The 23,560-nt window shown below is 68.5% G+C and carries 22 protein-coding genes; 19 read left to right on the top strand and 3 right to left on the bottom strand.

Going from position 1 to position 23,560, the window contains the following annotated elements; genetic code table 11:
* Positions 1-59 precede the first annotated feature (59 nt).
* The 18 genes from dnaK (at position 60) to H531_RS0100325 (ending at position 15,391) form a co-directional block, all read left to right on the top strand.
* Entirely contained in the window at positions 60-1,910 is a 1,851-nt protein-coding gene (gene dnaK, locus H531_RS0100240) for a molecular chaperone DnaK (protein WP_022797360.1), read from the top strand.
* 32 nt (positions 1,911-1,942) lie between these two features.
* Positions 1,943-2,494: a nucleotide exchange factor GrpE gene (gene gprE / locus H531_RS0100245; RefSeq protein ID WP_033399210.1), complete on the top strand. Its 552-nt coding sequence runs from the start codon at positions 1,943-1,945 to the stop codon at positions 2,492-2,494.
* Positions 2,495-2,500: 6 nt separating this feature from the next.
* Positions 2,501-3,346 carry a DnaJ C-terminal domain-containing protein gene (locus tag H531_RS0100250; protein WP_022797362.1) on the top strand — a complete coding sequence of 282 codons (846 nt, stop codon included), beginning with the start codon at positions 2,501-2,503 and terminating at the stop codon, positions 3,344-3,346.
* Positions 3,333-3,569 (top strand): chaperone modulator CbpM, encoded by a 237-nt coding sequence (locus H531_RS0100255; RefSeq protein WP_022797363.1) that lies wholly within the window; start codon positions 3,333-3,335, stop codon positions 3,567-3,569. Before H531_RS0100250 ends, H531_RS0100255 begins: the two co-directional genes overlap by 14 nt.
* A gap of 131 nt (positions 3,570-3,700) precedes the next feature.
* Positions 3,701-6,265: an ATP-dependent chaperone ClpB gene (gene clpB, locus H531_RS0100260; RefSeq protein ID WP_022797364.1), complete on the top strand. Its 2,565-nt coding sequence runs from the start codon at positions 3,701-3,703 to the stop codon at positions 6,263-6,265.
* A gap of 10 nt (positions 6,266-6,275) precedes the next feature.
* Positions 6,276-6,665 carry a ferritin family protein gene (locus H531_RS0100265; protein ID WP_022797365.1) on the top strand — a complete coding sequence of 130 codons (390 nt, stop codon included), beginning with the start codon at positions 6,276-6,278 and terminating at the stop codon, positions 6,663-6,665.
* Positions 6,662-7,846: a VLRF1 family aeRF1-type release factor gene (locus H531_RS0100270; protein ID WP_022797366.1), complete on the top strand. Its 1,185-nt coding sequence runs from the start codon at positions 6,662-6,664 to the stop codon at positions 7,844-7,846. Before H531_RS0100265 ends, H531_RS0100270 begins: the two co-directional genes overlap by 4 nt.
* A gap of 12 nt (positions 7,847-7,858) precedes the next feature.
* Entirely contained in the window at positions 7,859-8,275 is a 417-nt protein-coding gene (locus H531_RS0100275) for an Hsp20/alpha crystallin family protein (RefSeq protein ID WP_022797367.1), read from the top strand.
* Positions 8,276-8,287: 12 nt separating this feature from the next.
* Positions 8,288-8,974: a metallophosphoesterase family protein gene (locus H531_RS0100280; RefSeq protein ID WP_022797368.1), complete on the top strand. Its 687-nt coding sequence runs from the start codon at positions 8,288-8,290 to the stop codon at positions 8,972-8,974.
* Positions 8,975-9,043: 69 nt separating this feature from the next.
* Positions 9,044-9,472 carry a ferritin-like domain-containing protein gene (locus H531_RS0100285; protein WP_022797369.1) on the top strand — a complete coding sequence of 143 codons (429 nt, stop codon included), beginning with the start codon at positions 9,044-9,046 and terminating at the stop codon, positions 9,470-9,472.
* Between the two features lie 305 nt (positions 9,473-9,777).
* On the top strand, positions 9,778-10,224 hold the full coding sequence (locus H531_RS0100290) for a DUF1931 family protein (RefSeq protein WP_022797370.1): 447 nt from the start codon (positions 9,778-9,780) through the stop codon (positions 10,222-10,224).
* A 1-nt stretch (position 10,225) separates the two neighbouring features.
* Complete coding sequence (locus H531_RS0100295) at positions 10,226-10,645, top strand: phosphate-starvation-inducible PsiE family protein (RefSeq protein WP_022797371.1); 420 nt, start codon at positions 10,226-10,228, stop codon at positions 10,643-10,645.
* Positions 10,642-11,115, top strand: a complete 474-nt coding sequence (locus H531_RS0100300; protein ID WP_022797372.1) for a cation:proton antiporter regulatory subunit — start codon at positions 10,642-10,644, stop codon at positions 11,113-11,115. The genes H531_RS0100295 and H531_RS0100300 overlap by 4 nt, the downstream gene beginning before the upstream one ends.
* Positions 11,115-12,254, top strand: a complete 1,140-nt coding sequence (locus tag H531_RS0100305; protein ID WP_022797373.1) for a cation:proton antiporter — start codon at positions 11,115-11,117, stop codon at positions 12,252-12,254. Before H531_RS0100300 ends, H531_RS0100305 begins: the two co-directional genes overlap by 1 nt.
* A gap of 50 nt (positions 12,255-12,304) precedes the next feature.
* On the top strand, positions 12,305-13,135 hold the full coding sequence (locus H531_RS0100310; protein ID WP_022797374.1) for an SDH family Clp fold serine proteinase: 831 nt from the start codon (positions 12,305-12,307) through the stop codon (positions 13,133-13,135).
* The gene (locus H531_RS0100315; RefSeq protein ID WP_022797375.1) at positions 13,136-13,768 is read left to right on the top strand and encodes a rhomboid family intramembrane serine protease; all 633 of its coding nucleotides are present in this window, start codon (positions 13,136-13,138) and stop codon (positions 13,766-13,768) included.
* A gap of 10 nt (positions 13,769-13,778) precedes the next feature.
* Positions 13,779-14,228, top strand: coding sequence for a CBS domain-containing protein (locus H531_RS0100320; protein WP_022797376.1), 450 nt, complete (start codon positions 13,779-13,781; stop codon positions 14,226-14,228).
* The gene (locus H531_RS0100325) at positions 14,228-15,391 is read left to right on the top strand and encodes a cation:proton antiporter (protein ID WP_022797377.1); all 1,164 of its coding nucleotides are present in this window, start codon (positions 14,228-14,230) and stop codon (positions 15,389-15,391) included. The genes H531_RS0100320 and H531_RS0100325 overlap by 1 nt, the downstream gene beginning before the upstream one ends.
* Here the strand turns inward: H531_RS0100325 and H531_RS0100330 are convergent.
* Complete coding sequence (locus H531_RS0100330; RefSeq protein WP_022797378.1) at positions 15,372-16,991, bottom strand: transglycosylase SLT domain-containing protein; 1,620 nt, start codon at positions 16,989-16,991, stop codon at positions 15,372-15,374. The two genes, H531_RS0100325 and H531_RS0100330, sit on opposite strands and share 20 nt — an antisense overlap.
* A 101-nt stretch (positions 16,992-17,092) precedes the next feature.
* On the opposite strand from H531_RS0100330, the gene dnaB reads away from it, so the two are divergent.
* On the top strand, positions 17,093-18,427 hold the full coding sequence (gene dnaB / locus H531_RS0100335) for a replicative DNA helicase (RefSeq protein ID WP_022797379.1): 1,335 nt from the start codon (positions 17,093-17,095) through the stop codon (positions 18,425-18,427).
* Here dnaB and H531_RS0100340 read toward each other — a convergent pair.
* Both H531_RS0100340 and H531_RS0100345 read right to left on the bottom strand, forming a co-directional pair.
* The gene (locus H531_RS0100340; RefSeq protein WP_022797380.1) at positions 18,424-18,975 is read right to left on the bottom strand and encodes a protoglobin domain-containing protein; all 552 of its coding nucleotides are present in this window, start codon (positions 18,973-18,975) and stop codon (positions 18,424-18,426) included. The genes dnaB and H531_RS0100340 overlap by 4 nt on opposite strands.
* Before the next feature lie 56 nt (positions 18,976-19,031).
* On the bottom strand, positions 19,032-23,510 hold the full coding sequence (locus H531_RS0100345) for a glutamate synthase-related protein (RefSeq protein ID WP_022797381.1): 4,479 nt from the start codon (positions 23,508-23,510) through the stop codon (positions 19,032-19,034).
* Positions 23,511-23,560: the final 50 nt, after the last annotated feature.

The following is a 23,560-nucleotide window of genomic DNA, read 5'->3' on the forward strand; positions in this document are numbered from 1 at the left end:
CTCAACTCTCTTGACACACTCTTATGGGTTGCCTTATGCTGGGTGGGAGAGGTGAGGCTATGGCGAAGGCGGTAGGCATTGACCTGGGCACCACCAACAGCGTGATCGCCGTCATGGAGGGCGGCAAGCCCGTGGTCTTGGAAAACGCCGAGGGGGAGCGGACCACCCCCAGCGTGGTGGCCTTCCGGGACGGGGAGACCCTGGTGGGCCGGATGGCCAAGCGCCAGGCGGTCTTGAACCCGGAGGGCACCATCTACGAGGTCAAGCGCTTCATCGGCCGCCGCTTTGAGGAGGTGCAGGAGGAGGCCAGGCGGGTGCCCTACAAGGTGGTCCCCGGGCCCGACGGGGGCGTGCGCATAGAGGTCAAGGGGAAGCTCTACACCCCCGAGGAGATCAGCGCCATGGTCCTCCGCAAGCTGGTGGAGGACGCTTCCAAGAAGCTCGGGGAAAGGATCACCAAGGCGGTGATCACCGTCCCCGCCTACTTCAACAACGCCCAGCGGGAGGCCACGGCCAACGCCGGCAGGATCGCCGGCCTCGAGGTCTTGCGCATCATCAACGAGCCCACCGCCGCCGCCCTGGCCTACGGCCTGGACAAGAAGGGGAACGAGACCGTCCTGGTCTTTGACCTGGGGGGCGGCACCTTTGACGTCACGGTGCTGGAGATCGGGGAGGGCGTCTTTGAGGTCAAGGCCACCTCCGGGGACACCCACCTGGGCGGCAGCGACATGGACCACGCCATCGTGAACTGGGTCGCCGAGGAGTTCAAGAGGGAGTACGGGGTGGACCTGAGGGCGGACCGCCAGGCCCTCCAGCGCCTCATCGAAGCGGCCGAGAAGGCCAAGATTGAGCTCTCCAGCACCTTTGAGACCACCCTAAGCCTCCCCTTCATCGCCCTGGACCCCGCCACCAAGACCCCCCTGCACCTGGAGAAGAAGCTCACCCGGGCCAAGTTTGAGGAGCTCATAGAGCCCCTCCTCAAGCGCCTAAGGGGCCCCGTGGAGCAGGCCCTGAAGGACGCGGGGCTCACCCCGGCCCAGATCGACGAGGTGATCCTGGTGGGCGGGGCCACGAGGGTGCCCGCGGTGCAGCGGGTGGTGAAGGAGCTTCTGGGCAAGGAGCCCAACCGCTCCGTGAACCCCGACGAGGTGGTGGCCCTGGGGGCCGCCATCCAGGCGGGCGTCCTCATGGGGGAGGTGCGGGATGTGGTCCTCCTGGACGTCACGCCCCTCTCCCTGGGCGTGGAGACCAAGGGCGGGGTGATGACCGTGCTCATCCCGCGGAACACCACCATCCCCACCCGCAAGTGCGAGATCTTCACCACCGCCGAGCACAACCAGACCGCCGTGGAGATCCACGTCCTCCAGGGGGAGCGCCCCATGGCCCAAGACAACAAGAGCCTGGGCCGGTTCCGCCTCGAGGGCATCCCCCCCATGCCCGCCGGGGTCCCGCAGATTGAGGTCTGCTTTGACATAGACGCCAACGGGATCCTGCACGTGACGGCGAGGGAGAAGTCCACAGGAAGAGAGGCCTCCATCACCATCCAGAACACCACCACCCTCTCCGAGGAGGAGATCCAGCGCATCATCGCCGAGGCCCAGCGCCACGCCGAGGAGGACCGCCGCCGCAAGGAGCACGCGGAGCTCAAGAACGCCCTGGACTCCGCCAGGGTCCAGGCGGAGCGGGTCCTGGAGGAGAAGCAGGGCGCCCCCGAGGCCAAGGCCCGCCTGGAGGAGGCCATCCGGAGGGCCAAGGAGCTGGTGGAGCGGGACGCCCCCGACCCCGAGCTCCGGGCGGCCACCGAGGAGCTCTTGAAGGCGGTGGAAGCCTACGAGAAGGGCGCGCCTGCGGCGGCCTCGGGCCGGGGGCCGGACGAGGTGATTGACGCCGACTACAAGCCTGCGGAGTGAGGGCATCCGGGGCCCCTTTCCGCGGAGGCGCCATGGAGAAGGACCGGGAACCCCCTGTGGAAACCCAGGCGGAGGAGGTGGAGAAGGACCTCCAGGCGGTGGCCCAGGAGGCCCAGGCCCTGGAGGCGCGCCTCCTGCAGGCGGAGGAGGAGCTGCGAGGCCTTAAGGACAGGTACCTCCGCCTCCTGGCCGACTTTGACAACTACCGCAAGCGCATGGAGGAGGAGCTGAAGGCCCGGGAAAGGGAGGGCGCCCTAAGGGTGCTCAGGGCCCTCCTCCCCGTTCTGGACGACCTGGAGCGGGCCCTGGAGTTCGCCGAGGCCAGCCCTGAGAGCATCCTCCAGGGGGTAAGGGCGGTGCGGGAGGGGTTCTTCCGTATCCTGGCCGGGCTTGGGGTAGAGGAGGTGCCGGGGGAGGGGGAGGCCTTTGACCCCCGGTACCACGAGGCCATCGGCCTCCTTCCCGGGGAACCGGGCCGGGTGGCCAAGGTCTTCCAGCGGGGCTTCCGCCTGGGGGAGGCGCTGGTGCGCCCGGCCCGGGTCGCCGTGGGGGAGGAGAAGCCCGAGGAAGCGGACCTGGAATAGGGAAAGATGGCCGCGCCCAAGGATTACTACGCCATCCTCGGGGTGCCCAGAAACGCCACCCAGGAGGAGATCAAGCGGGCCTACAAGCGCCTGGCCCGCCAGTACCACCCCGACGTCAACAAGAGCCCGGAGGCCGAGGAGCGGTTCAAGGAGATCAACGAGGCCTACGCCGTCCTCTCCGACCCCGAGAAGCGGAGGCTCTACGACGCTTACGGCACCGCCACCCCGCCCCCTCCCCCGCCGCCCGGCGGCTACGACTTCTCGGGGTTTGAGGTGGAGGACTTCTCCGAGTTCTTCCAGGAGCTCTTCGGGGGGGGGCTCTTCGGGGTAGGGCGAAGGGCCCGCCCCCGCCGCGGCCGCGACCTCAGGGCCGAGCTGCCCTTGAGCCTCGAGGAGGCCTTCCACGGGGGAGAGAAGACGGTGGAGGTGGGCGGGAAGCGGGTCTCCGTGCGCATTCCCCCAGGGGTCCAGGAGGGCACCACCCTGAGGGTCCCGGGGATGGGGGGGCCTGGGGAGCCGCCGGGCGACCTGCTCCTCACCGTGCGCCTCCTCCCCCACCCCCGTTTCCGCCTCGAGGGCCGGGACCTCTACGCCACCCTGGACGTCCCCGCCCCCATCGCCGTGGTAGGGGGCAAGGTACGGGGCCCCACCCTGGAGGGCCCGGTGGAGGTCACCCTGCCCCCGAGGACCCAGGCCGGGCGCAAGCTGCGGCTCAAGGGCAAGGGCTTTCCCGGTCCCGGGGGCCGGGGGGACCTCTACTACGAAGTACGGGTGGTGATCCCCGAGCACCTTACCCCGGAGGAGGAGGCCCTTTGGAAGAAGCTGGCGGAGGCCTACTATGCTCGCGCATAGCCCGTGGGTTTCCCTGGAGGCCGTTCCGGCCTACGGCCTCTCCGTGGGCGCGGTGCGGGCCTATGTGGAGATCGGCTTCGTGGAGCCCTTAGAGACCGAAGGGGGGTGGTACTTCCGCAAGGAGGATCTCCTGCGCATGCTCAAAGCCGAGAGGCTGAGGCGGGACCTGGGGGTGAACCTCATCGGCGCTGCCCTGGTGGTGGAGATTCTGGAAAGGCGCTAGCCCGGGACATCCGTACCGCTCGCCTCCCCGTAGGCTGGAACCGAAGCGGGGCCGATTCTGAGCGTTATTTTTCTCAAGAGAATTGACAATACAGATATCAAGTGATATGCTAGCAAAAGAGGAGGTTGGGGATGAACCTGGAACGCTGGACCCAAGCCGCACGGGAGGCCCTGGCCCAGGCCCAGGTCCTGGCCCAGCGGATGAAGCACCAGGCGATCGATGTGCCCCACCTTTGGGCGGTGCTTCTCCGGGACAAAAGCGGGCTCGCCTGGCGCCTCCTGGAGAAGGCCGGGGCGGACCCGGAGCGGCTTCTTTCCTCCCAGAACCAGGAGCTTAGCCGCCTGCCCAGGGTGGAGGGGGCCGAGGGGGGGCAGTACCTCACCCAGCGGCTCTCCGGGGCCTTAAACCGGGCCGAGGCCCTCATGGAGGAGCTGAAGGACCGGTTCGTGGCCCTGGACACCCTGGTCCTGGCCCTAGCCGAGGCCACCCAGGGGCTTCCCGGCCTGGAGCCCCTGAAGAAGGCCCTTTGGGAGCTGAGAGGGGGGAGAACTGTGCAGTCGGAGCACGCAGAGACCACATACAACGCCCTGGAGCAGTACGGCCTTGACCTGACCGCCCTGGCCGCCCAGGGCAAGCTGGACCCGGTGATCGGCCGGGACGAGGAGATCCGGCGCACCATCCAGATCCTTCTAAGGCGCACCAAGAACAATCCCGTCCTCATCGGGGAACCCGGGGTAGGCAAAACAGCCATCGTGGAGGGGCTGGCCCAGCGCATCGTGAAGGGCGACGTGCCGGAAGGCCTCAAGGGCAAGCGCATCATCTCCTTGCAGATGGGCTCCCTCCTCGCCGGGGCCAAGTACCGGGGTGAGTTTGAGGAGCGCCTGAAGGCGGTGATCCAGGAGGTGGTGAGTAGCCAAGGGGAGATCATCCTCTTCATTGATGAGCTCCACACCGTGGTAGGGGCGGGGAAGGCAGAAGGTGCCGTGGATGCGGGCAACATGCTGAAGCCTCCCCTCGCCCGGGGGGAGCTTCGGCTCATCGGGGCCACCACCTTGGACGAGTACCGCGAGATTGAGAAGGACCCCGCCCTGGAAAGGCGCTTCCAGCCCGTCTACGTGGACGAGCCCAGCGTAGAGGAGACCATCTCCATCCTTCGGGGCATCAAGGAGAAGTACGAGGTCCACCACGGGGTGCGGATCGCCGACCCCGCCCTGGTGGCCGCAGCGGTCCTCTCCCACCGCTACATCCCGGAAAGGCGCCTCCCCGACAAGGCCATAGACCTCATTGACGAAGCGGCCGCCCGGCTTCGCATGCAGCTGGAGAGCGCCCCGGAGGAGATTGACACCTTGGAGCGCAAGAAACTCCAGCTGGAGATAGAAAGGGAGGCCCTGAAGAAGGAAAAGGACCCCGACTCCCTAGAACGCCTGAAGGCCACCGAGGCGGAGATCGCCGAGCTCACCAAGGAAATAGAGAAGCTCAAGGCGGAGTGGGAGGCGGAAAGGGAGGTCCTGAAGAAGCTCCGGGAGGCCCAGCACCGCCTGGACGAGGTGAGGAGGGAGATTGAGCTGGCCGAGCGCCAGTACGACCTGAACCGGGCCGCCGAGCTCCGCTACGGGGAGCTCCCCCGCCTCGAGGCCGAGGTGGAGGCCCTCTCCGAGAGGCTGAAGAACGCCCGCTTCGTGCGCCTCGAGGTCACGGAGGAGGACGTGGCCGAGATCGTCTCCCGCTGGACGGGGATCCCCGTGGCGAAGCTCCTGGAAGGGGAAAGGGAGAAGCTCCTAAGGCTTGAGGAGGAGCTCCACAAGCGGGTGGTGGGCCAGGACGAGGCCATAAGGGCGGTGGCCGACGCCATCCGCCGGGCCCGGGCCGGGCTTAAGGACCCCAACCGCCCCATCGGGAGCTTCCTCTTCCTGGGCCCCACGGGGGTGGGCAAGACCGAGCTTGCTAAGACCTTGGCCGCCACCCTCTTTGACACCGAGGAGGCCATGGTGCGCATTGACATGACGGAGTACATGGAGAAGCACGCGGTCTCCCGCCTCATCGGGGCCCCGCCCGGCTACGTGGGCTACGAGGAGGGGGGCCAGCTCACCGAGGCGGTGCGGAGGCGGCCCTACACGGTGATCCTCTTTGACGAGATAGAAAAAGCTCACCCCGACGTCTTCAACCTCCTCCTCCAGATCCTGGACGACGGCCGGCTCACGGACAGCCACGGGCGCACCGTGGACTTCCGCAACACGGTGATCATCCTCACCTCCAACCTGGGAAGCCCCCTCATCCTCGAGGGCATCCAGAAGGACCTGCCCTACGAGAGGATCCGGGACGAGGTTTTCGCCATCCTGCAGAAGCACTTCCGCCCCGAGTTCCTGAACCGCCTGGACGAGGTGGTGGTCTTCCGGCCCCTCTCCCGGGAGCAGATCCGCCAGATCGTGGAGATCCAGCTCGCCCACCTTCGGGCGCGCCTTTCGGAGAAGCGCATCGCCCTCGAGCTCACCGAGGCCGCCAAGGACTTCCTGGCGGAAAGGGGTTACGACCCCGTCTTCGGCGCGAGGCCCTTAAGGCGGGTGATCCAGCGGGAGCTGGAGACGCCCCTGGCCAAAAAGATCCTGGCCGGCGAGGTCCGGGAGGGCGACCGGGTGACCGTGGACGCCGGGCCCACCGGCCTCGTGTTCCAGACCGCCGAGCGCCTCGTGGCCTAGGGAGGGGGGTATGCAGGTGGTGGAGGTTCTACGCAAGGCCTACCAGGACGAGCTCTTGGACGCCCTCAGGGCGGAAAGGGCCGCCCAAGGGGTGCCTTACCCCCACGTCCGGGCCCTCCTCCTGGAGGTGGCGGCGCGGGAGCGGGCCCACGCCGAGGCCATCGCCGAGGCCCTCCGCCGCCTCAAGGCCCCCCTCCCCCCAGCCCCCAAGGCGGAGGAAGAGGGGTGGGAGGCCATGCTCCGCCTCCTCTCCGAGGAGGGGCTGGACCGGGCCTACTACCTGGAGAGCACCTTCTTAGACCCCGAGCTGGAGGCCCTCTTCACCCGGCTCGGACAGGAGGAAAGGCTCAACCAAGAGGCCGTTCGCCAGGCAGTGGCCCTGATCGGAGGTAGCCTATGATCGGCAAAGGGGAGGTCCTTCGCCTCAAGGAAACCCTGAAGACCCTCGCCCTTCCCACCCTCTCCCTCTATTTGGACGTGAACCCGGCCAAACCGGAAAACGCCGGCCGGGCCTACGCCCTCCGGGCCAAGGACGCCATGAAGGCCCTAAAGGTGCCCGAGGACCTGGCGGAGAGGGTGTTGGCGCTCTTGCGGCACGAGGTGGTGGAGGCCAAAACCCTGGCCCTCTTCGCCGACGGCAAGCGCCTGGAGCTCCTTCCCCTAGGGGTGGAGCTTCCCCTGGTGAGCGGGGTGAAGACGGCCTTTCTGGACGAAAAGGAAAGCCGCCTCCTCACCGACGGGGCCCTCGCCCACTACGGCGAGCCCTTCCTCCTCCCCCTGATCTACGCCCTGGACGAGTACGAGCGCTACGGGGTGGTCTACGTGGACCAGGAGAAGTGGCGCGTGTTTGAACTCTTCCTGGGGGAGGTGGAGGAGGTACGGGACGCCTTCCTGGCCCTGGATACGGAGGCCTGGCGCCGCCTCTCCCTGGACGCCCCGGGCCGCCGCTTCCACTTAGGCGGGATCTCCCGGGGCGGGGCAGGCCAGGACCTCTTCGCCAAGCGCCTCGCCGCCTGGGAGGAGCGCTTCTACAAGACCCTGGCCCACGAGCTGGAAAGGCTCTGGGAGGAAAGGGGCTTTACCCGCCTGATCCTCATGGGCCCGGAGGAGCACACCAAGCTCTTCCTGGGCTACCTGCCGCGGCGCCTGAAGGAAAGGGTGGCGGCGGAGCTTCCCTCCCTGCCCCACCCCGGAGCTACCCCGGGCGAGGTCCTAAAGCGGCTGGAGCCCGTCTTGGAAGAGGTGGAGCGCCGGGAAGAGGTGCGCCTTTTGGAAAGGCTGGAGGAGGCGTACCCCAAGGCGGTGTTCGGGCCAGAAGCCCTCGCCCGCGTGCAGGAGGGGCGGGTGGAGCTCTGGGTGCTGCCCTGGCACCTGGACCAGAGGGTCTACGCCTGCGAAGGCCTTTACCTGGCCGACGAAGCCCAGGCCCTCGGTTCTTGCGAAGCGCCGGAGGCGAAGCCCTTGGCCGTGGTCCTGCCCGAGCTCGCCTCGGGCTACGCGGCCAAGCTGGAGTTCGTGCGCGGCGAGGCCGAAAGGAGGCTTCTTGAGCGCGGGGGCATGGCCGCGCTCTTGAGGTGGTAGGAGGTGATGGGCATGATGCGGTTTGACCCCTTTAAGGAGCTGGAGGAGCTTCAGGAGCGTTTGGCGCGGGCGTTGGGCACCCCCCAGCAGGGGCCCAGGGTCTTCGCGCCCCCGGTGGACATCCTGGAGGACGAGGCCGGGCTCCACGTGCTCGTCTACCTTCCCGGGGTGGAGCCGGAAAAGGTGGAGGTGGTGGCGGAGGAGGGGGTCCTTGCGGTGAAGGCGGAGAGGCCCTTTGAAAAGAAGGAGGGGGTGGCCTACCACCGCCTCGAGGGCCCCTACGGCACCTTCGCCCGGAGCTTCAACATCCCCAGCACCTACGACCTCTCCAAGGTGGAGGCCCGGTTCCGCCACGGGGTTTTGCACCTCACGGTGCCCAAGGCGGAGGCCACGAGGCCCAAGCGGATCCAGGTGCAGGTGGAAGGCTAAAGGGGGTGCGGTATGCGCAGGACGGTCCGCTACATCCTGGCCACGTCCAACCCCATGGGCGACCTCGAGGCCCTGGAGAAGCTCGTCAAGCTGGCCCCGGACACCGGGGCGGACGCCATCGCCCTCGTGGGCAACCTGATGCCCAAGACGGCGGGGAGCCGGGACTACGCCGCCTTCTTCCGGATCCTCTCCGAGGCCCACCTGCCCACCGCCTACGTTCCCGGCCCCGAGGACGCCCCCATCTGGGAGTACCTAAGGGAGGCGGCCAACGTGGAGCTCGTGCGCCCCGAGATGCGGAACGTCCACGAGACCTTCACCTTCTGGAGGGGCCCCTACCTGGTGGCGGGCGTGGGCGGGGAGATCGCCGACGAGGGGGAGCCCGAGGAGCACGAGGCCCTGCGCTACCCCGCCTGGGTGGCCGAGTACCACCTGAAGGCCCTCTGGGACCTCAAGGACTACCCGAAGATCTTCCTCTTCCACACGGCCCCCTACCACAAGGGCCTGGGGGAGGGCGGCTCCCACGAGGTGGCCCACCTGATCAAGACCCACAACCCTCTCCTGGTGGTGGTGGCGGGCAAGGGGCAGCGCCACGAGAAGCTCGGGGCGAGCTGGGTGGTGGTGCCCGGGGACCTCTCCCAGGGGGAGTACAGCCTCCTGGACCTAAAGGCCAGGAAGCTGGAGGCGGGGAACGTGCGCTAGGCCCGTCCCGCGAGAAAGCCTGGGTCTTTAGGGGGGATGGGCGCAGAGTAGGGTAAGGCGAGGTGAACCATGGAAAAGGAAAAGCTCATCCAGGGGTTGAACGAGGACCTGGCCCACGAGTACCAGGCCATCATCCAGTACACCACCTACGCGGCGGTGGTCTCCGGCATCCACCGCCAGGAGCTCAAGGAGTTCTTCCTGGCCGAGATCCAGGACGAGCTCCGCCACGCCCAGCTCCTCTCCGACAAGATCGCCGCCCTGGGGGGCAAGCCCACCACCGTCCCCGCCCCCGTCCCCGAGGCCGAGGACGCTCGGGCGATGCTGGAGGCCATCCTGAAGGCGGAGACGGAGACGGTGGCCCGCTACGTGAAGCGGATGAAGGAGGCCGAGGCCTTCGGGGACTACGGCCTGGCCAACGACCTGCAGGAGATCATCTCCGAGGAAACGCGGCACAAGGAGGAGACGGAGAAGCTCTTAAGAGGCCGCTGGAAGGAGTGAGGCCCTCCCGGCCAGGCCGGGAGGCCTGGACCAAGCAGGAGACACAGGAGGGGGTATGCGCTTCGCCGAGCTTGCCCAGCGCTTCCTAGCGGCTCCCCGAGGGACCGGAGAAGGAGGCCCTCTCCCTCCTCCACGCCATGCTCCAGGAGGTCTGGCGGCAGGTGGGGGCGGGGCCCCGGGCTCGAGGAGCTCCGCAACCTCCAGGGAGCCTAGGCCCCGGCCCCCGCCCGCGGGCGGGGGCTTCTTCTCTCCACGAAACCTTCTTGATATGAATAATATAAGAGGGGTGGGATGGAGGTGAAGCTATGCTGATGAAAATCGCCGAGTTTGAGAGGCTCTTCCGCCTGGCCGCCGGCCTGGACGTGGACAAGGACGACCTCAAGCGCCTGTCCGACTTCCTCCGCGACAAGCTCCACGACCTCCTGGTGGCGGCGGAGCGGAACGCCAAGTACAACGGCCGGGACCTCGTCTTGGAGCCCGATCTCCCCCTCACCAAGGGCCTGCAGGAGATCCTTCGGGCGTTCCGCGAGATGGACGTGGCCCTGGAGTTAAAGCCCGTGCTGGACGCCCTGGCTGGCCTGCCCCCCTTGGACCTCGAGGTCTCCGAGGACGTGCGGCGCCTCCTCCCCGACCTGGCCGGCGCCTTGGTGGTGGCCTACGCCCGGGTGCTCAAGGAGCTGGAGCCCGGCCTCAAGAACCCGCAGGCCGAGCACCACCAGCGGGCCGAAAGGATCTTCAACCTCCTCCTTTAGGATGGTCCAGGACCTCCTGCTCGGCCTCTACCGGAGGGCCCTCCGCCTGGTCTTCAACCTGGTGGTGGTGGCCCTTCTGGTGGGCCTCTTCGTGGCCACAGGGCGCACCATCTTGGATCTGGGCCTTACCCTCTCCGAGCCCACGGTGCGCCTGGGGCTAAAGGAACTGGTCAGCAACGCCCTGAGCCTGGTCATCGTCCTGGAGCTGGTCCGGGTATTCGTGGAGTACTTTGATCTGGAGCGGGTGCGCCTCGAGGTGCTTCTGGAGATCGGGGTGGCCCTGGCCCTCCGGGAGCTCCTCCTCAACCTCTTCGCCGAGAAGCTCTCGGGCCTGGACCTCTTCTTCTGGACCCTGGGCATCCTGGCCCTGGCGGCCGGGCGCACCCTGGCGGTGCAGTTCCCCCCGAGGAGGCAAGGATGAAGGTGGAAGAGGTGGTTCTGCCCGGCGTGGGGCGCAAGTTCACCATCACGGTGCAAAGCGGAGACCGCCTGGTCATCGTGGTCCACAGCTCGGGCAGGCGGGAGCTGCAGTACTTTGAGGCGGATAGTGAGGACGAGCCCAGCGCCGCTTTGGACCTCACCGACGAGGAGGCCCGGGAGATCGGGGCCATCCTGGCGGGCGTCCTCTTCCATCCCGAGGCGGTGGGGGACACCCAGAGCAAGCTGGGCCAGAAGGTCATTGAGTGGATCAAGGTCCTGCCCGGTTCCAAGCTCGCGGGCAAGCGGGTGGGAGACCTCCACCTGCCCCCGGGGGCCCATCTCCTGGCCGTGGACCGTCCCGGGGCCCCCCTTATGCCGCATCCCTCCCCGGAGACGGTCCTCGAGGTGGGGGACACCCTGGTGGTGGCGGGAAGCCGGGAGGCGGTGGAGGCCCTGAAGCGGAGCCTGTGATGCACCCCTCCGTGGAGGCCTTCGCCCTGGCCGCGGGGCTTTTGGCCCTGGGGGCGGCCCTCGTGCACCGCTTCGGCTTCCCGCCCCTGCCCGTCTACCTGCTCACGGGCCTCCTGGTGGGGGATCGGCTTCCGGTGGAGGCGCTGGAGCCCCTCCCCTCCTTGGGGCTTTTGCTCCTCCTCTTCTCCGTGGGCCTGGAGTTCGGCCCGGACCGCCTTCGGGAGCTTTCGGCCAAGGCCCTTCGGGCCGGCTTCTACGACGCCTTGGCCCTGCCCCTGGGGTTCCTCCTGGGCCTCCTCGCGGGCCTAGACGCCCGGGGCGCCGCCCTTCTGGCCGGGGTAACCTACGTGAGCTCCAGCGCCGTCATCGCCAAGCTCATCGTGGACCTCCGCCGGGCCGCCAATCCTGAAAGCGAGGTGGTGCTGGGGGTCTCGGTGCTGGAGGACCTGGGGGTTGCCCTTCTCCTCGCCCTCCTCGGCGGCCAGGGCCCCGGGGGGATTCTGGCCGGGGGGATCCTGGCCCTGGCCTACTTCGCCTTCGCCCGCTACCTGGGCCCCCCTCTGGTGCGCTTCGTGGAGGGGATCTCTGACGAGCTGGTCCTCCTCATGGGCGCGGCCTTCACCGCCGGAACCGCCCTCCTCTTCCAGGCGGCGGGCACCTCGGAGGGGCTTGGCGCCTTCCTCTCCGGGGTCATCGCCGCCTCCTTGGGCTTGAGAGAGCGGCTGGAGCGCCTCTTTGGGCCGGTGCGGGACCTGGGGGTGGCCCTCTTCTTCCTGGTGGTGGGGGCAGAGTCCCTGGAGGTCCTGGGCAACCTCTCCCCCCTGGGGGTGGCCCTGGCCCTCCTGGGCCTTCTCCTCAAGCTCCCCCTGGACCATTTGGGCGGGGGGCGGGCCGGGCTTGGCCGGAAACGGCGGCTCTACGCCGCCCTATACCTCCTTCCCCGGGGAGAGTTCAACCTGGTCCTGGGTTCCCTCGCCCTGGCCCAGGGTTACCCCCTGGTGGCCCAGGTGGCGGTGCTCTCGGTGCTGGTTTCCGTCCCCCTGGGCGCCCTCGCCATTCGGTTTGCCCCGGAGCTGGGGCGCCTCCTCCTCGGCGAAGCTCCCCGGGGCCAAGGCCGCGCCGCCGCTAAACCCCGGTAGGCTGTAGGCAAGGGGCAGCGGGCGTGTATCCTGGTTTTCGGAGGACAGGTATGGAGATCTTCTTTCAGCTCTTCTGGCTCTTCTTCATCCTTTCCGCGCTTTCCCCCTACCTCCAGCAGCAGATGCTCCTGGGGGCCAGGGCCCGGAAGATCGCGGAACTGGAAAGAAGGCGGCAAAGCCGGGTCATCACCCTCATCCACCGCCAGGAGGCGGTGAGCCTCCTGGGCATCCCCATCAGCCGCTTCATCAACATTGACGACTCGGAGCAGGTCCTGAGGGCCATCCGCCTCACCGACAAGAACGTGCCCATTGACCTCATCCTTCACACCCCAGGAGGCCTTGTCCTGGCCGCGGAGCAGATCGCCGAGGCCCTCCTCCGCCACCCCGCCAAGGTCACGGTCTTCGTCCCCCACTACGCCATGTCCGGGGGCACCCTCATCGCCCTGGCCGCAGACGAGATCGTCATGGACGAAAACGCCGTCTTGGGGCCGGTGGACCCCCAGCTCGGCCAGTTCCCGGCGGCGAGCCTCCTCAAGGTCCTGGAGAAGAAGCCTCTCTCCGAGATAGACGACCAGACCCTGATCCTGGCGGACGTGGCCGAGAAGGCGCTAAGGCAGGTCAAGGCCACGGTGAAGAATCTCCTCCGGAAGCACATGCCCGAGGAAAGGGCGGAGGAGGTGGCCACCCTGCTTTCCCAGGGCACCTGGACCCACGACTACCCCATAGACGTGGAGCAGGCCCGGGCCATGGGGCTCAAGGTCTCCACCGAGATGCCCCTCGAGGTCTACGAGCTCATGGACCTCTACCCTCAAGCCCAAGGCCAGAGGCCCAGCGTGCAGTACGTGCCCCTCCCCTACCGCCAGGGACCGGGGAGGCACTAGGTGTTCCCCCTTTACGACCTCAACCGCACCCGCCGCCCCCCCCTGGTCGTAAGGGGCCTGGTCCTGGCCAACGCCTTGGCCTTCCTCTGGGAGCTTGCCGCGGGCCCCGAGGCCGTGGTCCAGGCCTTGGGCTTCGTCCCCGCCCTGTTCTTTCAGGACCCCGTGGGGCAGGCCCACCGCCTCCTCACCAGCATGTTCCTCCATGGGGGATTGTTTCACCTTCTTTCCAACATGTGGTTCCTCTGGGTCTTCGGGGACAACGTGGAGGACCGCATGGGCCCCGGGCGCTTCCTCCTCTTCTACCTCCTTGGGGGCGTGGCGGCGGCCCTGGCCCAGGGGCTCTTCATGCCCGGCTCCTTCGCCCCCATGATCGGGGCAAGCGGGGCGGTCTCCGCCGTCTTGGGCGCCTACTACGTCCTCTTCCCCCGGGCCTATGTGGTCTCGGTGGTCTTCCTCATCTTCCCCTTTTTCGTCACCTTCCCCGCGGGGTTCTACCTGGGGTACTGGGCCTTCCTCCAGCTCCTCCAGGGGGTTTTGGGCCTTCCGGGCGTGGCCTGGTGGGCCCACCTGGGGGGGTTCCTCTTCGGGGTCCTCTTCGCCCGCCGCTTCGCCCCTAGGTGGCGGCGCTGGTAGACTGGAGCCCATGAAGGTCCAGGACCTCATGACCCCGGACCCGGTGGTCCTACGCCCGGAGGCCACCCTCGAGGAGGCCGCCCGGAAGATCCTGGAGACCCGCTTTGGTAGCTTTCCCGTGGTGGAGGGGGGGCGCCTTGTGGGGCTTCTCCGGGCGGAGGACCTCCTCCCGAGGCCGGAGAACATTCCCTTCTCCGACGTGGAGGCCCTGCAGCTCTTCGGGGAGTGGGTGGACAAGAACGTCCTGGAGGAGATCTACCGCCGCTACCAGAAGACGCCCGTGAGGGCGGCCATGCGCACCGATATCCCCCGGGTCCACCCGGAGGATCCTTTGGGGAAGGCTCTAGAGATCCTCCTCACCGGCGAAATCCGCCATCTCCCCGTGGTGGATGGGGAGGAGAGGGTGGTGGGCATCCTCACCCGGAGCGACATCCTGAAGCTCATCCTCAGGAGGGGCTGATGCACGGGGCCGGACACATTTTGGAGGTGTTTTACCTCCTCCTTGCGGCCCAGGTGCTGGCCTACCTCTTCCAGCGTTTCCGCCAACCCGTGGTCATCGGGGAGGTGCTTTCGGGCATCCTGGTGGGGCCCGCCCTTTTGGGCCTGGTGCACGAGGGAGAGGTGCTGGAGTTTTTGGCGGAACTAGGGGCCATCTTTCTCCTCTTCATGGTGGGGCTGGAAACCCGGCTTAAGGACATCCTGGCCGTGGGCAAGGAGGCCTTTTTGGTGGCGGTCTTGGGCGTGGCCTTCCCCTTCGTGGGGGGGTACCTCTACGGCCTAGAGCTCGGCTTCCAAACTCTCCCCGCCCTCTTCCTGGGCACCTCCCTGGTGGCCACCAGCGTGGGCATCACCGCCAGGGTCCTCCAGGAGCTCGGGGTCCTCTCCCGCCCCTACGCCCGCATCATCCTGGGGGCGGCGGTGATTGACGACGTGCTGGGCCTGATCGTCCTAGCCGTGGTGAACGGGGTGGCGAAGACCGGCCAAGTGGAGGCGGGGGCGATCCTCGGGCTCATCCTCCTCTCCATCGTCTTCGTGGGCCTGGCGGTCCTCCTTTCCCCCCTCATGGCCCGCCTGCCCCTAGAAAGGCTTCCCGTGGGAAGCCCCCTGGGCTTCGCCCTGGCCTTGGGCGTGGGCATGGCGGCCCTGGCGGCCGCCATCGGGCTTGCCCCCATCGTGGGGGCCTTCCTTGGGGGGATGCTCCTTTCGGAGGTCCGGGAGAAGTACCGCCTCGAGGAGCCCGTCTTCGCCATCGAGGGCTTCCTCGCCCCCATCTTCTTCGCCATGGTGGGGGTGAGGCTGGAGCTTTCCGCCCTCCTAAGCCCCGCCGTGTGGGTGGCGGGGAGCGTGGTCACCCTCATCGCCATCCTGGGGAAGGTCCTCGGGGGGTTCCTGGGGGCCCTCACCCAGGGGGTGCGGAGCGCCTTCACCGTGGGGGTGGGCATGGCCCCCCGGGGGGAGGTGGGGCTCATCGTGGCCGCCTTGGGCCTGGCGGCGGGCGCGGTGAACGAGGAGGAGTACGCCATCGTCCTCTTCATGGTGGTCTTCACCACCCTCTTCGCCCCCTTTGCCTTGAAGCCCCTCATCGCCTGGACGGAACGGGGCCTCAAGGGGGCGAAGGAATAGCCTTGTAGGCGGCGTAAGCGGAGAGCACCTGGGCGAGGTACTCCCGGGGCTCGTCCCGCTCCTGGAAGCGGAGAAAGGCGAGGAGGCTCCCCTCCCGGGCCACGCCCCTTAGGGTGTAGCCGATCCCGCCGTTGTAGGCGGTGAGGGCGCAGGCCACCCGCTCCATGCCCGCGAAGGCCCCGCACCGCTCCAGGAGCCAGGCGAGGTAGCGGGCGGCGTAGCGGATGGCGCGCTCAGGGTCCAAGGGGTCGGCGGGGGCTTCCCCCAGCATTCTCGCCACGTCCGCCCAGGTGCTGCTCAGGAACTGGGCAAGGCCCAGGGCCCCCGTGGGGCTCACCGCCCTTGGGTCAAAGCGGCTTTCCACGTGGAGGAGGGCAAAGAGGAGGTCAGGGTCCAGGCCCTCCTGCCTTGCGTAGGCCTCCACCCACGCCCGGTAGGGCCGGGGATAGGCGAGGTCCGTGGGCCAGGCGGCCCGGATCCCCTCCCGGTAGGCCCCCAGGCGGTAGAGGAGGGGGACGAGGGCGGGCCAGTCCTCGGGCCTCCGCCAGAGGGCGTAGCGCACCTCCCCCCGGGCCCAGGCCCCCTTTCCCGCCCGGGCCAGGGCCTCCACCAGGGGAAGGACCTCGGGCGGCGGGGCCTCCTTGGCCTTGGGCGGCGGGTCCGGCGCCTTGCCCACGAGGAGGCCCAGGCCCCCCTCGAGGCGGGCGTAGGCCTCCTGCCGCGCCTCCTTGTTGCCGAGCTCTCCCGCGAGGAGGTAGGCGCGGAGGGCGGCGTCGTCGGCGTAGGGGCTTTTGCCCCGGGCCAGGGCGAGGTAGAGGGGAAGGGCCTCGGCCTTCCGCCCCAGGCGCTCCAGAAGCCCCGTAGCCCGCCAAAGCCCCTCCGGGGGGCCCTCCCGGTAGCGGAGAAGGGCCTCCTCGAGGCGGCCCATCTCCTCCAGCAGAAGGCCCTCCGCGTAGCGCGCCTCGGGGTAAGGGGAGCGGGCAAAGGCCTCTAGGGCCTCCTCCCTTCTCCCCAGGCGCCAGAGGGCGTACCCCAGGCCGAGGTAGCCCCTCGGGTCCTCCCGGGCCCAAGCCCGGTAGTGGGGGAGGGCTTCCTCGTAGCGGCCCAGGCGGTAAAGGGCCTGGGCGCGGAGGTCGGGCCTTTTGCCCTCGGGGAGGACCCGGAGAAAAGCCTCGTAGGCCCGGCCCCGGAAGAGGGCCTGGTAGAGCCCTTCCCCCTCCCCCAGGCGGAGGAGGGCTATAGCGGCCTCCTCCGCGGGAAGAAGCCTCGTCCAGGCGGAGAAGGCCCGGGGATCCTTCGCCGCCTCCAAAAGGGGAGCGGCCACCCGCCAGGCCGCCTCCGCCTCCCAACCCGGTTCAAAGGCCCGCACCTCCTCCAGGAAGAGGGCGTAGCGCCAGGCGTATTCGGCCTGCTCCGCCAGGGGCACCTCGGCCCGTCCCACGAGGGCCCAGCCGGCGAGGAGGCTGGCATACCCCCCTCCTCCCAGGGCCACCTGGCGGAGGGAGGCCGTGTCCCCCCTCTCCAAGGCGGCAAAGGGCTCGGGAAGGCTCTGGGCCCGGCAGGCGGCGAGGAAAAGGAGGAGAAGCCAGAGGCCGCGCACACCCTCACCCTAGCAGACCCCCTTGAGAAGAAGGGCAATGCTTCCTTCAGGGATAGCCCCCTGGCGGAAAAGGGGGAGGCGGGCTTAGCCTGGTAAGGCTTATGGAAGGCCGTATTCCCCCCCACAGCCTCGAGGCGGAGCAAAGCGTCCTCGGGTCCATTCTCCTGGATTCCGATGTCATGGACGAACTGGAAAGCTTCCTCCCCTCCCCCGAAGCCTTCTACCTGGAGGCCCACCGCAGGATCTATGCCGCCATGCAGGCCCTAAGGGCCAAGGGAAGCCCCGTGGACCTGGTGACGCTCTCCGAGGAGCTCTCCCGCCGGGGGGAGCTTGAGGGGGTGGGCGGGGTGAGCTACCTGGTCCAGCTCTCCGAGGCCACCCCCACCGCGGCCTACGCCGAGCACTACGCCCGCATCGTGGCGGAAAAGTGGACGCTGAGGCGGCTCATCCAGGCCGCAGGGGAGGCCATGCGCCTGGCCTACGAGGAGGCGGGCAGCCTGGACGAGATCCTGGACCAGGCGGGGAAGAGGATCCTCGAGGTGGCCCTCACCCAGCCGGACACCGAGGCCCGCCCTATGCGGGAGCTGGTCCACGAAACCTTTGAGCACATCGAGGCCCTCTTCCAGAACAAGGGGGAGGTGGCCGGGGTGCGCACGGGGTTCAAGGAGCTGGACGGACTCATCGGGACCCTGGCTCCGGGATCCCTCAACATCATCGCCGCCCGCCCCGCCATGGGCAAGACCGCCTTCGCCCTCACCATCGCCCAGCACGCCGCCCTGAAGGAAGGGGTGGGGGTGGGGATCTACTCCCTGGAGATGCCGGCCGCCCAGCTGACCTTACGCCTGATGTGCTCCGAGGCCCGCATAGACATGAACCGGGTGCGGCTTGGGCAGCTCTCCGACCGCGACTTTTCCCGGCTCGTGGACGTGGCGGGCCGCCTCTCCGAGGCCCCCATCTACATTGACGATACCCCCGACCTCACCCTCATGGAGCTCAGGGCCCGGGCGCGGCGCCTGAGAAGCCAGTACCGCGTGGGCCTCATTATTATAGACTATCTTCAGCTCATGTCGGGGCCCGGGAGCGGCAAAAACGGCGAAAACCGGCAGCAGGAGATCGCCGCCATCTCCCGGGGCCTGAAGGCCCTGGCCCGGGAGCTGGGCGTCCCCGTGATCGCCCTGAGCCAGCTCTCCCGGGCCGTGGAGGCGAGGCCCAACAAACGCCCCATGCTCTCGGACCTAAGGGAGTCGGGATCCATTGAGCAGGACGCGGATCTGGTGATGTTCATCTACCGGGACGAATACTACAACCCCCACTCGGAGAAGGCGGGCATCGCCGAGATCATCGTGGGGAAGCAAAGGAACGGGCCCACGGGCACCGTGGAGCTCCAGTTCCACGCCCAGCACGTGCGCTTCAACGACCTGGCCAAGGAGCCCTAGGCCCGGGAGAGTAGGGCCGAGGCCCCCTCCCTTAAGGCCTCCCCCAGGTCCCGGTAGCCCAGGGCGAGGCCCAGGGAGAGGGCCTCGAGGTAGCTCTCCTCTACCAGGGCGATTTCTATGGCGATGATCTTCTCAAAGGCCTCCACGGCGCTATAAACCTCGGGGCCCCTGAGGACGAGGCGCAGGTGCTCCAGGGAAAGCTCCTGGACGATGCCCATGGCGGGGATCATGGCCCGGGGGCCGACGCCGAGCCGGGCGTGCACCAGCCCCACCCGCCGCCTCCTTTCGGCGTAGGGCCGGTCGTAGACCCCGGAGAAGAGCTCGCTGTACCACTGGGCGAAGGTGCGGTAAAGCCGCTCCACCCGCCCCGGGACGGCGTAGAGGATCCCAGCAAGCTCCTCGTCCCGGCCCAGGTAGTCGTAGAAGGCCAGGGCCACCTCGGGGGCGATGGGGGTCATGACCTGGCCGAGGCCCTTGAGGAGAGCGGCGTGGGCCTCGGTGAAGCCCGTGCGGCGCTGAAGAAGGGCGAGAAGCTCCCCGGGGTCCACGGAAGCACTCTACCCCGTTGCCTCCTAAGGGTCTAGAGGCCCGCAAGCCCCGCCGGCTACTCCGTGCTCACCCCTTGCTCCACCTGCTGGTTCACCGGCTCCACCAGGCGGAAGTGGACCTGGGGGTCGTGGAGGAGGGCTTCCAGCCGCCTCGCCTTCTCCTCCCGCCTGGCCTCGCGGAGCACCCGGAGGTAGGCGGAAAGAAGCTCGCGCACGTCCTCCACCCCACGGGCGTCCAGGGGCTTCACCGCCACCTTAGCCCCCTTGGCCAGGCGCCGCTTCAGAGCCTCCTCGGTGAGGCCCATCTCCGGCCAGTGGCGCAGGTAGACCCGTCCCCCCGTCATCCCCGAGCAGATCCAGGGCCCGGGATCCCCCAGGACCAGGGCCCGCCCCCGGGTCATGTACTCAAAGGCGAAGCCCTTGGCCTGGGCCCGGGCGGCCAGGTTGCCGAGGTCGTCCCGCAAGGGGCGCTCGGGTTCGCCGCCCAGGATCACATCTGCCCCGGAGAGGCGGATGCAGAAGCGGCTGTCCGCCATCCCCTCCACGATGAGAAGGCCCCCGATGGCCCCGTAGGCGAAGCTCTTGCCCACGGAGCCGTCCACATAGGTTCCGTAGGGGTTCTTCCCCTTGAGGACGGCCACCAGCCCCCCAAAGGCCCCCTTGGCCACCCCGTCTTGGGCCCCGCCCTCCACCACCACCTTCACCCCCTCCACGTTGAAGGCGGCCAGGCCATTTCCGGCCACGCTCCCCCCGTCAAAGCGGAGCTCCACCTCGGCGTCAAAGCCCTTGCCGTAGAGGCGCCTCCGGGCGATCTCCCCGGAGAGGTGGGCCCCCAGGGCCCGGTCCGACGAGCCCACGGGGCCCTCTTGGAAGAGGAGGCGGCGGCTCCCCTCTGCGTAGGCGGCCATCACCACCTCGGTGATGGTGCGGGTGAGCTGGTTTAGGGGCTTCCGCAACACGTGGGCCGAGGTGTCCTTGAGCCAGTCGGGCTCCTCCACGGGGAGGAAGAGGTAGCTCAGGTCCAGCGCCTCGAGGTGGTCCCGCTGGTAGAGGAGGTCCGAGCGGCCCCTTAGCTCCCTTAAGGAGCGGACCCCAAGGGCGGCCACCAGCTCCCTAAGCGCCTCCCCCTTGGCCTCAAAGAAGCGGACGAGCTGCTCCACCGCCCGCTCCAGGTCCTGGGGCACGAAGCGCTTCAGCCCGTGGGCCAGGGCCTCCTCCACCGTCTGGATCTGGGTGGTGATGCCCACGTGGCAGGTGTCCAGCTGGCAGCCGCGGCAGATGGTGCAGCCGATGGCCACCATGGCCATGGTGGCCATGCCCACCCGGTCGGCCCCGAGGAGGACCATCCGGAGGACGTCGTAGGCGGTCTTGAGGCCGCCGTCGGCCCAGATCTCCACCTTGTCGCGAAGCCCCGCCCGCACCAGGGCCCGGTGGGCCCGGCGCACCCCGAGCTCCACGGGGAGGCCGGCGTACTTCAGGGCGTGGAGCCGCGCCGCCCCCGTCCCTCCCTCAAAGCCGGAGAGGGTGATGACGTCGGCCCCGGCCTTGGCGATGCCCACGGCGATGGTGCCGATGCCGGGGATCACGGGCACCTTCACCGAGACCAGGGCCTTGGGGTTTACCGTCTTCAGCTCCTCTATGAGCTGGGCCAGGTCCTCAATGGAGTAGAGGTCGTGGTTGTTGGAGGGGCTGATGAGGTCCACCCCCGGCACGGCGTTCCTCGCGGCCGCCACCTTGGGGGAGACCTTCTTGCCGGGAAGGTGTCCCCCCTCCCCGGGCTTCGCCCCCTGGCCGATCTTGATCTCAATGACGCTCGCCGAGTTCAGCATGTAGGCGTGGACCCCGAAGCGGCCCGAGGCCACCTGCTGCCCCCGCCAGTGGGTGTACTTGCCCAGCATGTCCGGGATCTCCCCGCCCTCGCCGTTGATGCAGAGCATGTTGAGCCGCCTGGCCGCCTCGGCGTAGGCCCTAAAGGAGGCCTCCCCTTGGGAGCCAAAGCTCATGGCGCTGATGACGAAGGGGAGGGAGTGGCCGCCCACGGAGAGGTCCACCTCCTCGGGGGCCACCCCGCTCCTCTCGGGGAAGCGCACCTCCAAGAGCTGCCTGGCGGCCACTGGGCTCTCCCGCTCCAGGGAGCGGACCTTCTCCTGGAAGTGGGCGTAGGGGGCCTGGCCCGAGGCCACCTCCTGCGCCGCCTTGTAGATCCGGGGGTTGAAGCGGAAGTCCTTGGCGGGGAGGACCTTCTCCGCGCGGAGGAACCCCTCCCGCTCCAGAAGGGTGCGCTCCAGCTCCAAGAAGCCGTAGCCCACCCCCTCCGAGCCCAGGAAGTTGCGGGTGCCGAAGTATTCGGCGAGTTCGGCCTTCAGGCCGAGGGCGCTGAAGATCCTCCCGTAGCCCCGGAGCTCGTGGATGCCCATGGTGGAGATGACCTTCTCCAGACCCTTCCGCAGGGCCTCGAGGGCCCCCGCCACCCCCTTCCTCCCCTCCAGGGCCCGGGCCTTCTCCTCCAGAAGCCAAGGGGCCACGGCCTCCGCCCCGAGGCCTAGGAGGAAGGCCAGGTCGTGGAGGTTCCGCACCCCGCCGGAGTGGACCAGGAGGGAGGTTTTCCGCCTCAGGGCTATCCCGTCCGGGCCCCGCCGCAGGAGGGCGCGGTTCACCGCGGCCACCGCCAGGCCGATGTCAATCCAGATCCCCCCCTGGAAGGCCTCCCGGTCGGAGAGGAGGAGGACCTCGGCCCCCTCCTCCACCGCCCGCACCGCCTCCTCCTCCAGGCGCCTAAGCCCCGCAAGGAGCCCCTCCTCCACGGCGAATTGGGGGACGAGGGTTTTCGTCTTGAAGCGGGCCCGCACCTCGGCGAGGGTCAGGGTGCCGAAGGCCTCGGCCAGGGCCTGGTCCTCCTCCAGCACGATGGGGAGGAGCAGCTCCTCCACCCTTCCCCCGTCCCGGCCGTCGGGAAGGGGCCTTCTGCCCAGGAGGGTGCGGGTGGAGAAGTGCTCTATCTCCCGCTCCCGGTCTATGGCCGGGTTGGTCACCACGGCCACCGTCTCCTTGAAGAACTCGGAGAGGTTGGGCTTCTCCGGGTTTAAGGCGGCCAGGGGGCCGTCATAGCCCAGGGAGCCGATGGGCTCGTTGCCCGTCTTGGCCAGGGCCTCGAGGTAGGCCTGGTCCCAGCGGTCCCAGCCGTAGGCCCGCTCCAGGCCCAAAGGGGGTGGGGCGGGCTTCTCCTCCACCTGGGCCTCGCTGCCTCCGGCGAGGGGCGGAGGGGCAGAGCGCAGGGGGCCCTGGAGGTGGAGCCGGTACCCGGCCACCGGGGTGCGGGCGGCCACCCGCTCCAGCACCAGGCGCTGGTGCCGGTCAAAGGGCAGCACCTTGGCCCCTTCCGGCGTCAGGCGCAGGTAGACCTTCTCCCCTGGGGCCAGGGGCTTGGGCTCGGAAACGAACTCCTCGGCGCTGAAGACCCCCCTTTCCGAGGAGAAGACGATCTCGTAAGGGGTCTCAAACTGCCAAAGCGGCCTAAGCCCCATGGCGTCAGTGGCAAAGACGGCCTCGTCCTGGTGGCGGCTCACGATGGCCGCAGGGCCCTGGGCCAGGGGGCCAAAGCGCTGCCTCAGGGCCAGGTAGAGGTCCTGCAGCTCCTCCGGCAGGCCCTTGATCTCCCCCAAAACGGGGGGAAAGACCAGGTCCATGGCCTCGGGCAGGGAGAGGCCGAAGCGGTAGAGAAGCCCCTCCAGCATGCGGTTGAGGTCCTGGGAGTCCGAGCCCCCGGTGCGGGGGATGCCCAGGAAGTCCATCTCCCGCCTCAGGCGCTCTATGGTGTTGATTTCGCCGTTGTGGCCGAGGAGGCCGAAGGGCTGGACCTGCTCAAAGGTGGAGAGGGTGTTGGTGGAGTAGCGGTTATGGCCGATGGCCATGGCGCTCTTGAACTCGGGGCGGGAAAGCTCGGGGTAGTAGCGCTTTAATAGTTCGGCCGAGCCCCGCACCTTGTAGACCACGGTGTGGGTGGATAGGGAGACCACGTGCACGGGGAACTGGGCCTCGAGCCTTAGGCCAAGCTCCCAAAGCGGGGCGTCCCCGTCGGGGGAAAGGCCCGCCACCTGGACAAAGAGGGGCTCGGTCCGCCGCCCCACCGGCCCCAGGACCTCAGAGTTCACCTCCCCCAGGCGGAAGAGGAGGGGGCGGACCGAAAGCCGCCCCCCCTCCTGGCGGAAGAGCGCCTCAAATTGCCCTAGCCGCTCCCCCTCCTTCTTGGGGAGGAAAAAGTGCCCTACGAAGAACCGGGGATTCTGGGCCAAGCCCGGGTCCAGCCCCGCCCGTTCCAAAAGGCCCGCCCAAAGCTCCCTGGGGATATCGGTCTGGATTCCCGTCCCGTCCCCCTCCCCCCGGATGGCCCCCGCGCGGTGGGCCATTCTGTAGAGACTTTCCAGGGTACGCCGCACGATGCGGTGAGAGGGCTTGCCGCTTTTCTCCGCCATGGCGATGATGCCGCAGGCGTCCTGGCCGAGGGGAATATCCGGATAGGCTTCCTTCCAGGTCATCTTTGGGCTCCTTCTTCGCCGTGGGATTGGGTTTAGGCAAAGAAATGCAC

Origin of the sequence: Thermus islandicus DSM 21543 (assembly GCF_000421625.1) — a bacterium.
GTDB classification, from domain to species: Bacteria; Deinococcota; Deinococci; order Deinococcales; family Thermaceae; genus Thermus; species Thermus islandicus.

Bases quoted from the DNA above. Each gene is read 5' to 3' on its own strand.
- gprE (WP_033399210.1), top strand. From the start codon at position 1,943: ATGGAGAAGGACCGGGAACCCCCTGTGGAAACCCAGGCGGAGGAGGTG.
- H531_RS0100275 (WP_022797367.1), top strand. From the start codon at position 7,859: ATGATGCGGTTTGACCCCTTTAAGGAGCTGGAGGAGCTTCAGGAGCGT.
- dnaB (WP_022797379.1), top strand. From the start codon at position 17,093: ATGGAAGGCCGTATTCCCCCCCACAGCCTCGAGGCGGAGCAAAGCGTC.
- clpB (WP_022797364.1), top strand. From the start codon at position 3,701: ATGAACCTGGAACGCTGGACCCAAGCCGCACGGGAGGCCCTGGCCCAG.
- H531_RS0100285 (WP_022797369.1), top strand. From the start codon at position 9,044: ATGGAAAAGGAAAAGCTCATCCAGGGGTTGAACGAGGACCTGGCCCAC.
- H531_RS0100320 (WP_022797376.1), top strand. From the start codon at position 13,779: ATGAAGGTCCAGGACCTCATGACCCCGGACCCGGTGGTCCTACGCCCG.
- H531_RS0100280 (WP_022797368.1), top strand. From the start codon at position 8,288: ATGCGCAGGACGGTCCGCTACATCCTGGCCACGTCCAACCCCATGGGC.
- H531_RS0100310 (WP_022797374.1), top strand. From the start codon at position 12,305: ATGGAGATCTTCTTTCAGCTCTTCTGGCTCTTCTTCATCCTTTCCGCG.
- H531_RS0100295 (WP_022797371.1), top strand. From the start codon at position 10,226: ATGGTCCAGGACCTCCTGCTCGGCCTCTACCGGAGGGCCCTCCGCCTG.
- H531_RS0100300 (WP_022797372.1), top strand. From the start codon at position 10,642: ATGAAGGTGGAAGAGGTGGTTCTGCCCGGCGTGGGGCGCAAGTTCACC.
- H531_RS0100250 (WP_022797362.1), top strand. From the start codon at position 2,501: ATGGCCGCGCCCAAGGATTACTACGCCATCCTCGGGGTGCCCAGAAAC.
- H531_RS0100345 (WP_022797381.1), bottom strand. From the start codon at position 23,510: ATGACCTGGAAGGAAGCCTATCCGGATATTCCCCTCGGCCAGGACGCC.
- dnaK (WP_022797360.1), top strand. From the start codon at position 60: ATGGCGAAGGCGGTAGGCATTGACCTGGGCACCACCAACAGCGTGATC.
- H531_RS0100255 (WP_022797363.1), top strand. From the start codon at position 3,333: ATGCTCGCGCATAGCCCGTGGGTTTCCCTGGAGGCCGTTCCGGCCTAC.
- H531_RS0100305 (WP_022797373.1), top strand. From the start codon at position 11,115: ATGCACCCCTCCGTGGAGGCCTTCGCCCTGGCCGCGGGGCTTTTGGCC.
- H531_RS0100270 (WP_022797366.1), top strand. From the start codon at position 6,662: ATGATCGGCAAAGGGGAGGTCCTTCGCCTCAAGGAAACCCTGAAGACC.
- H531_RS0100290 (WP_022797370.1), top strand. From the start codon at position 9,778: ATGCTGATGAAAATCGCCGAGTTTGAGAGGCTCTTCCGCCTGGCCGCC.
- H531_RS0100265 (WP_022797365.1), top strand. From the start codon at position 6,276: ATGCAGGTGGTGGAGGTTCTACGCAAGGCCTACCAGGACGAGCTCTTG.
- H531_RS0100325 (WP_022797377.1), top strand. From the start codon at position 14,228: ATGCACGGGGCCGGACACATTTTGGAGGTGTTTTACCTCCTCCTTGCG.